The organism is Paenibacillus sp. NRS-1760 (assembly GCF_050467785.1).
Lineage (GTDB): Bacteria > Bacillota > Bacilli > Paenibacillales > Paenibacillaceae > Pristimantibacillus.
In genome coordinates this window covers 159652-168004 of the sequence record NZ_JBITPK010000016.1, presented here as the reverse complement: position 1 = coordinate 168004, position 8353 = coordinate 159652, and the positions used below count along the sequence as shown (strand labels likewise).

The 8353-nt window shown below is 45.3% G+C and carries 8 protein-coding genes; 1 reads left to right on the top strand and 7 read right to left on the bottom strand.

Annotated elements, in window-relative coordinates; genetic code table 11:
* Positions 1-179: 179 nt before the first annotated feature.
* The 4 genes from ACIFSR_RS25400 to ACIFSR_RS25385 form a co-directional block, all read right to left on the bottom strand.
* Positions 180-821: a hypothetical protein gene (locus tag ACIFSR_RS25400; RefSeq protein WP_339208797.1), complete on the bottom strand. Its 642-nt coding sequence runs from the start codon at positions 819-821 to the stop codon at positions 180-182.
* A gap of 137 nt (positions 822-958) precedes the next feature.
* Positions 959-1393, bottom strand: a complete 435-nt coding sequence (locus tag ACIFSR_RS25395; protein WP_076268227.1) for a CoA-binding protein — start codon at positions 1391-1393, stop codon at positions 959-961.
* 54 nt (positions 1394-1447) lie between these two features.
* Positions 1448-2743 (bottom strand): 3-phosphoshikimate 1-carboxyvinyltransferase, encoded by a 1296-nt coding sequence (gene aroA, locus ACIFSR_RS25390; RefSeq protein ID WP_339208794.1) that lies wholly within the window; start codon positions 2741-2743, stop codon positions 1448-1450.
* Between the two features lie 77 nt (positions 2744-2820).
* A complete protein-coding gene (locus ACIFSR_RS25385; protein ID WP_339208792.1) occupies positions 2821-3330 on the bottom strand; it encodes a shikimate kinase in 510 nt (169 codons plus the stop codon).
* A gap of 160 nt (positions 3331-3490) precedes the next feature.
* On the opposite strand from ACIFSR_RS25385, the gene ACIFSR_RS25380 reads away from it, so the two are divergent.
* Positions 3491-3814: a hypothetical protein gene (locus tag ACIFSR_RS25380; protein ID WP_430060900.1), complete on the top strand. Its 324-nt coding sequence runs from the start codon at positions 3491-3493 to the stop codon at positions 3812-3814.
* Positions 3815-3826: 12 nt separating this feature from the next.
* On the opposite strand, the gene gndA is transcribed toward ACIFSR_RS25380, so the two are convergent.
* The 3 genes from gndA to ACIFSR_RS25365 all read right to left on the bottom strand — a co-directional run bounded on the left by gndA (position 3827) and on the right by ACIFSR_RS25365 (position 8068).
* A complete protein-coding gene (gene gndA / locus ACIFSR_RS25375) occupies positions 3827-5239 on the bottom strand; it encodes an NADP-dependent phosphogluconate dehydrogenase (protein ID WP_430060898.1) in 1413 nt (470 codons plus the stop codon).
* 284 nt (positions 5240-5523) lie between these two features.
* Positions 5524-6120 (bottom strand): hypothetical protein, encoded by a 597-nt coding sequence (locus ACIFSR_RS25370; protein WP_076268222.1) that lies wholly within the window; start codon positions 6118-6120, stop codon positions 5524-5526.
* A gap of 244 nt (positions 6121-6364) precedes the next feature.
* The gene (locus ACIFSR_RS25365) at positions 6365-8068 is read right to left on the bottom strand and encodes a proline--tRNA ligase (RefSeq protein WP_430060896.1); all 1704 of its coding nucleotides are present in this window, start codon (positions 8066-8068) and stop codon (positions 6365-6367) included.
* Positions 8069-8353 lie beyond the last annotated feature (285 nt).

Genomic DNA, 8353 nt, shown 5'->3' with positions numbered 1-8353 from the left:
GCAAAACTACTTCGTAAGCATAAGCTTCAAGTTTTGCAAAACAAAACTAACTCCGTAAGCATTATTCAACACATCTATATCGATGTTAAGCGTTTGCTGCGTTTTTGTCAAAGTAAAACGGCGAGCCTGTAAAGGCCCGCCGATGTTGATGATTCTTTTCTAATTGTATTAAAAAAGTGTTATCGATTACCGCCTGAATAAGGAGAAGAATTGACTGCACTCGTCGACTGCCAGCCTACATGAGAAATGACAGGCCCTGCGTTTTGATAAGCATTCGTTGCTTCATATACAGGGTGAAGCGACGTGTTTGAGTGCGTTTGTGTCATACCGCCATATCCATTTTGGAATTGAGATTGGCCGTAACCTCCATAATTGGATGCTGCATGCTGAGCATACTGCGCCCCATTATTCGAGGATGGCTGGTAGTAGGAATGTTGTTGGTTATGCTCAGAACCAGCTTGATAACCTACATGTGCGATAACCGGACCTACGTTGCCAAACGCCGTTGCTGGCGATTGCGCGTAGCTGTGAACCGGTTGATGCGACATGAATGAATTGTTCGTTCCCACCGGATGCGTCATATTCGAATAGTTGTTAGGAGCATAATGTTGTGTTTGTGCTCCTTGGCTATAAGCATTAGACGATTGGTAACCGCCTGGCGAGTTAGCAACAATTGAGTGCGTTTCTCTGCCAAAAGTCGGTTGGCTTAGCTGCCCTTGATAGTGCGATTGCACATGGCCAGATGGCTCAAAATGTGCATTTTGGTTAAGGTAGCTCTGTTGGCCTTGGTAATTACCCGGTTGTTGCGAAAACTGATTCACGTCGTGTCCTCCTTGAATTACAATCGTATTGTCTTCAAGTGAATGCCGCTTGTTTCGCTTTCTACATGCGAAAAACAAGTACGCAATCGCTCTTGAAGCTTTCTTATTGTGTAGGAGTGACCTGTTTTTTATAACTGTTATCTTTTGGGTTTCCCGTTCGGAAGCAAGATGGAATCCTCCACCTTGATACAACGATCCATTATAACCTCTAGACCGCCTGCTGCAGCAATCGCAGCCGCTTCCTCGTTTGCAATGCCAAGCTGCAGCCAGAAGGTTTTTGCGCCGATGGCAACCGCCTCTTCAGCTACAGGCGGCGTATGCTCGCTTCTGCGAAAAACATTTACGATATCTACTGGCACGGGAATATCTTTTAGAGAGGCATAACTTTTTTGTCCCAAGATTGAATCGGCGTTAGGATTAACAGGAATAATCGTATAGCCCTTCGCTTGCATCGCTTCAGATACCATATAGGATACGCGCTCTGGATTGTCTGACAAGCCTACAACAGCTACCGTCGTGCTATTCTCCAAAATACCCTTAATATGCTCGCGAGTTGGATTCTCAAATGCCATGATCATACCTCGATTCATTATTTTGTGAACAAGCTTCTAAACGTCAACTAATAATTAACCTTCAATCCATTCAACCTTAGCGCCTAAAGCTTGCAAATGATCGAAGAATATCGGATAGGACTTCGCTACATGATGTGCATCACGAATTCGAATAGGCTGTTTCGCACGCAATCCAACGACCGATAATGCCATGATGACACGATGGTCGTAATGCGCATTGATTTCGACACCGCCCTCTACACCTTCAGGACGTCCATGCACGATAATCTCAGCTTGGCGTTCTTCGACATTGGCTCCAGCTTTTCTTAATTCATTCAAATAATCGGTAATGCGGTCACACTCTTTGTAGCGCAAATTTTCTACATTATAAAATCTAGATGTGCCTTCAGCAAAAACAGCCGCTGCAACCATTGCAAGTACAGCATCCGTTGCATGATCGCCATCGAACTCGACTGCTTTGAGCTTGCCATTGCCCTTCACGTGGACAATGCCATTCTCATGCGTAAGCGGAACTTCCATCATTTTCAACACATCAACGACAGCGCGTTCGCCTTGCTTGCTCTTCTCTTCCAAACGGTGTACGATGACATCCGATTCCGTTACAGCCGCAGCTGCTAGAATGGCTGCAGACCCCGGGTAGTCGCCTTGCACAGAATAAGTTTTTGCTTCATAGCTTTGACCGCCTGGGATGCGGAACCGCATATAGTCCTCATCTGCATGGATAACAATACCCGCTTGCTCCAATACTTCTAGTGTCTGGCCAACTACTACTTTTGACTTCAAATCATGCAGCACTTCAATTTCACTGTCCTCTTCGAGAAGAGGCGTCAAAAACAGCAGCGCACTCAAAAATTGCGAGCTTATGTTGCCTGAAACTTGAATTTTGCCGCCCTTTGGAGCGCCGCCTTGAATTCGAATAGGCAGCTTGCCTTCATTATGCTCAATAGAAACGCCCATCGCTGTCAAAGATTCAATGAGGTCGCTATGAGGTCGTTTACCTAGAGAATCTGGATAACGATTAATAAAGGTTACGTCTGGGCAAAGTGCCGCGATGGCCATCAAAAACCGCAAAACCGCACCTGCGTTACCTACATCCAGCTGCTCAACTGGCTTAGGATTGCGGCCAAAACCGGTAATAACGATTTTCTCCTCGTCTTCCTCAACCGTTGCTCCCAAATCCCGAATGCAGCGGCGCATTGCATCGCTGTCTTCACTGTGGGCTGGGAAATAAATCGTACTCGTTCCTTCAGCTAGAGCGGCTACCAGAAGGTAGCGAGTGGTATAATTTTTTGAAGAAAGCGCTTGAAGTTCACCTTCAAGTCTTGGCGTTGGTGTCACTAAAACGTCCATAGTTCGTATGATCTCCCTTTACAATAATATATACACATCTACAGCTGATCGGCTGATTGAGGTGATGATGATCTCAGTTATTTATGAAGCGACCATTGCTCGAGTATTGCAGCAACAACTTCTTCCACACTCATATTTGTCGTATCGATCGTAAAATGAGCAAAATCGTAAGCATGCTCACGCTGTTTAAGCAGCAGATTAACTCGCTCCTCTGCATCGCCTTGAAGCAAAGGCCGCTCTGTGTCCGTCTTTACCCGAGCGATGATTTGATCTGGGCTCGCCTTTAAAGCTACGACAAAACCGTTTTTAAGCATTAGCTCACGATTAATGGGACTTAGCACTGCGCCGCCGCCTGTTGCAACCACACAGGTATCCTCGCGCTCCAAAATCGTTCCCAGCACTTTGGTTTCAATGATCCGGAATCCTGCTTCGCCATCCGATGCAAAAATATCAGAAACCCGCTTGTTTTCCAGCTTTTCGATTTCTTCATCGCCGTCGATGCGCGTGCAGCCCACCTTCTCGGAAAGCAGCTTGCTGACGGTTGATTTGCCGGTTCCCATAAACCCGATAAGCACTAATTTACTCAATTGTTGCCTTCCCATCGTAACCGTTTCACCCTTTTCGTTCTTGTTAAACCAATTTTTCTACAATATCATATCATTTTTTTGTAATACTAGGGTATAAAAAAGTTATATATGCCGTATGGATGATAAAGATGTTTATTCGAGAATAGGAGTGACATTAGCGATGAACAGTGAACTTCAGTTGCCTGATCAGAGTCCAACTCAAAAACGCTTCAATCGTATTCTCGATCCTGACCATACCCTTTGCCGGGAGGATGTGGTCTGGATGCTTGAATTTATTAAAAAAAAGGTGGCTGACGAAGATCCAGCCTTAAAGGATCTTACGCAGCCACGCTTATTGCAAAATTTTCATTTCTTTGCCGAAGCGGCCATGTCGCTCATCCATCGCAGACATTATTCCAATCAAGAGGCCGATCGGCTGCGCGACTGTTTGCGTCAAGCAGCTTATGGCTTAAATAAGGACAATCCTCGCGAGACGAGGAACTAATGGCTGATCTAATTAAGATTGCATCCAGTTAAAGTGGAAGCTTCCTTCTTTGTCTACACGTTTGAACGTGTGAGCACCGAAGTAGTCACGCTGCGCTTGAAGCAGGTTTGCAGGCAAACGCTCCGTACGGTAGCTGTCGAAGTAAGCAATTGCACTTGAGAATGCAGGAACCGGCACTCCGTTCGAAACTGCAGCGGAGATCACTTCACGCCAAGCCCCTTGGTACGACTCAACGATGTTTTGGAAATAAGAATCAAGCAAAAGGTTGCGCAGGTTAGGATCACGGTCGTAAGCGTCTTTGATATTTTGCAGGAAGCGAGCACGGATAATGCAGCCGCCGCGGAAGATCATAGCGATTTCGCCGTAGTTAAGATCCCAGTTAAATTCTTCAGAAGCTGCACGCATTTGAGCAAATCCTTGAGCGTACGAGCAAATTTTACTTGCGAACAATGCTTTGCGAACAGATTCGATAAATGCTGCTCTGTCACCTTGGAAAGGTGTTTTTGCAGGTCCGTTAAGTACTTTGCTTGCCGCAACGCGCTCTTCTTTCATAGCTGACAAGAAACGAGTAAATACGGATTCTGTAATGATTGAAAGCGGTACGCCAAGATCTAGCGAGCTTTGGCTTGTCCATTTTCCAGTACCTTTTTGACCAGCGGAATCCAAGATAACATCTACCATTGGCTTGCCTGTCTCAGGATCGTATTTGGAGAAGATATCTCTAGTAATTTCGATTAGATAGCTGTCAAGCTCGCCTTTATTCCACTCGGAGAAAATTTCGTGCAGCTCTTCAGCACTAACATCAAGTACGTTTTTAAGCAGATCATAAGCTTCGCAAATCAGCTGCATATCGCCGTATTCGATTCCGTTATGTACCATTTTCACATAATGACCGGCGCCATCTGGTCCGATATATGTGCAGCAAGCATCGTCTCCAACTTTAGCTGAAATAGCAGTAAGAATGGGTTCAACCAGCTCGTAAGCGGATTTTTGTCCACCCGGCATGATAGAAGGTCCTTTTAGTGCTCCCTCTTCGCCGCCAGAAACGCCAGTTCCGATAAAACGGAAGCCTTTAGCTTCAAGATCTTTGCTGCGACGAACAGTATCAGGGAAATAAGCGTTGCCGCCATCGATGATGATATCGCCTTCAGCCAAATGTGGAACAAGCGAATCAATCGTTGCGTCTGTTCCTGCACCTGCTTGTACCATAATCAAAATTTTGCGGGGAACTTCCAATGATTGAACAAATTCCTCGATTGTATAAGTAGGAACAAGATTTTTTCCAACTGCTTCTTGAACAAGATCATCAGTCTTCTCGCGGGAACGGTTGAACACCGATACCGTGAAGCCTCTGCTTTCAATGTTAAGGGCAAGGTTTTTACCCATTACGGCTAATCCAATTACACCAATTTGCTGTTTTGACATCTGGTTCTTCCATCCTTCATCATCTATTTTGGGTCACAATAGTTTCATTTTACTCTTTTTGCGGCAAGAAGAAAACTATCTGCAAGGAAAAATGTCGCAATAGTCGCATCAATTATATTGAGAGAACTAAAAAGTTTATCTTATATATACCGAAAAGCTTAGACATTTTTATAATAAAAGGAGTCTTTTTTAATGGTAAATGAACAACATAAAAACGATCAAATGCTGTTAGAAGGCAGCTTTTGATCGTTTTTATGTTTTCAAATGGGGGCTAGCATCTATCATCAGAGTTCCAATTGCAACATTTCCGAGCGAAGAGTATTCAGCCGCTCTTTAGACTCAGTAACCGCTTCCTCATCCTTGCTCTCTAACGCGTCAAACAGCATCGATAGCTCATAATCCAGCTCATAACGCAGTACAACCGCTCTTTCCTCAGCACGCTTTGATTGAAATGCTCTAATCATTTCTTCTATTGTAACGAAAGGCTTCTTCTGATAAATAATCCGATGTTCCATACCGGACACCTCCACGAGTCGTATAATCTCACCGAACATAATACTCTCAATGACGATTTGACGATCTTTAATGCGCTTCACAATCGCATGTCCACGTGTGTCATTAATCAGCTTTTCAATTAATTCTGACAGCTTCTCATCTTTAATAATGTAGTCCCCGACAATTTTGTAACGGTTCTTCATTCGCTGGAACTGAAGCTTAACGAGCTTGCGGCCAGTTCGAATGGATACAAGAAACTGCCCCTCCGTCTCACTCCAGTACAAGGAGTACCCTTCCTGAATAAGATCGCGGATGAGATTTTGGATTTGCCGCCGGTCAAATCGCAGCTCCAAATTGCAATATTCGACTTCATGGCTTTTGTTCACGGCAATCCCTCCCTTACCTCAGAATAGTTGACGAAATGTTCTGATAATTTGTTCTTACTTTTATCTTATACTCCATCTTATGTTATGGCAACTTGGATTATTGACTAATTTTACGCTTATAGCCGACTTATCTCAAAAAAGGGCGCGAGCGTCTTCATATGAAGCGGTCTCGCACCCTTTTGATCATATATTCCATAGGCCTTCATGGATTTTTCAAACCCATTTCATGCATATGTTTTCAACTTTAGCTACGCAAAGCAAAAGCGATAGCTTCTTCTAATTCTAGCTTTTGCGCTTCTAATTCGTTCCTTTGCTTAAGCTCTACGATTCCATCAGCAGCATGTTTCCCCACTACAATGCGCAGTGGTATGCCGATAAGATCGGAGTCCTTGAATTTGACGCCTGGGCGCTCGTCACGATCATCGAGCAGCGTATCTACCCCAGCCTCAAGCAATCTTGCTGTAATATGTGCAGCCAAATCCATTTGGACCTGATCCTTCGCTGATACAGGTACCACATGAACTTGGTAAGGTGCGATCGATTTAGGCCAAATGATGCCATTGCTATCGGAGTGCTGTTCAAGTACCGCGGAGAGCAAACGTGAAACTCCGATACCATAACAGCCCATTATTAACGGCTGTTCTGAGCCCGACGCATTTAAAAACTTAGCATTTAGCGCTTCACTGTATTTCGTTCCCAGCTTAAACACATGGCCAACCTCAATGCCGCGGTAAAATACCAAGCTGCCTGTCTCGCATCGCGGGCACCCGTCGCCTATTGCTGCATTTCGATAATCACCTGCCTGCACATCCTTCAAATGAATGCTTGGGATAACATTTCCGATATGATAATCCTGCTCATTCGCTCCTGCAATTCCTGATTTCATCGCAAGAACCGCATGGTCAGCATAAACGGGAATTTGCAAGCCGATCGGCCCAGCAAAGCCGGTAGGTGCGCCAGTTACCCGCTCTGTCGTAGCTTGATCCGCAAGCTCCAGATGTGCTACAGCAAGCGCATTTTTCACTTTTATTTCATTTACCTCATGGTCTCCCCGAACAACAACAGCAACCGGAGCACCGTCTGCAACATAAATCAGTGTTTTCATAAAAGCATCTGCCCCTTGGCCAAAAGCCTCCACAAGCTGGTCAATCTTCTTGATATCCGGTGTATGATGACGCACTAACGCAGCATCATTATTCTGCACTGTATCCGTTGGTTGTTCCGACAGCTTGTATTCAGCTTTTTCCAAATTCGCCGCATAGTCGCATGAATTGCACACAGCAATCGTGTCTTCACCAATATCAGCGAGTGCCATAAATTCATGTGTTCCGCCTTCTCCGCCAATTGAACCTGCATCAGCTTCAACCGGACGGTAATTTAGACCACAGCGTGTGAAGATGCGATTATAAGCCTCGTACATGCTCGTATAGCTGCGATGAAGCCCATCAAAGTCCTCATCAAAGGAATAAGCATCTTTCATTAAAAACTCTCTGCCGCGGAGCAAGCCATAGCGCGGACGCTTCTCGTCGCGGAATTTAGTTTGAATCTGATACAATGTCATTGGCAGCTGTCGATAAGAGCTTACCTCGCTGCGCACCAGAGCTGTAATCACTTCTTCATGCGTTGGTCCAAGCGTAAACTCGCGATCATGGCGATCTCGCAGCCGCATAAGCTCAGGTCCGTACACCTCATATCGACCCGATTGCTGCCACAGCTCTGCCGGCTGCATAGAGGGCATTAATACCTCTTGAGCTCCGGCTTGATCCATTTCTTCTCTTACGATTTGCTCGAGTTTTCTGAGCACGCGCCTGCCAAGCGGCAAATACGTATAAATACCTGCGGCAAGCTGTCTAATAAGACCTGCACGCAGCATTAATTGATGGCTGGCTGCTTCCGCTTCTGACGGCGCCTCGCGCAAGGTAGGCATTAAAAGCTTACTTTGTCTCATGATAGATAACCCTCCGATGATTAGATTTAAGCCATAAAAACAAAAAAACGCATTCGTAAGGGACGAATGCGTTCGTGGTACCACCCTCAAATAGCCGCCAAATGATCTGGACGACTCTCAATAGATAACGGAATGAATATTCCGGCAGCGGAAGAAGCATTAGCTTCCCGCTGCAGCTCGCAAGATAGGGATTAATCAATCGTTCATAGAAGCCTTCCAGCCTTCGGGCTTCCTCTCTGATAGAAACGTTTGCTGATTAACATAGTCTTGGTCGACGCTGTTGCG

Excerpts from the sequence above, each read along its gene's own strand:
- ACIFSR_RS25365 (WP_430060896.1), bottom strand. The coding sequence starts at position 8,068 with ATGAGACAAAGTAAGCTTTTAATGCCTACCTTGCGCGAGGCGCCGTCA.
- gndA (WP_430060898.1), bottom strand. The coding sequence starts at position 5,239 with ATGTCAAAACAGCAAATTGGTGTAATTGGATTAGCCGTAATGGGTAAA.
- ACIFSR_RS25395 (WP_076268227.1), bottom strand. The coding sequence starts at position 1,393 with ATGGCATTTGAGAATCCAACTCGCGAGCATATTAAGGGTATTTTGGAG.
- aroA (WP_339208794.1), bottom strand. The coding sequence starts at position 2,743 with ATGGACGTTTTAGTGACACCAACGCCAAGACTTGAAGGTGAACTTCAA.
- ACIFSR_RS25380 (WP_430060900.1), top strand. The coding sequence starts at position 3,491 with ATGAACAGTGAACTTCAGTTGCCTGATCAGAGTCCAACTCAAAAACGC.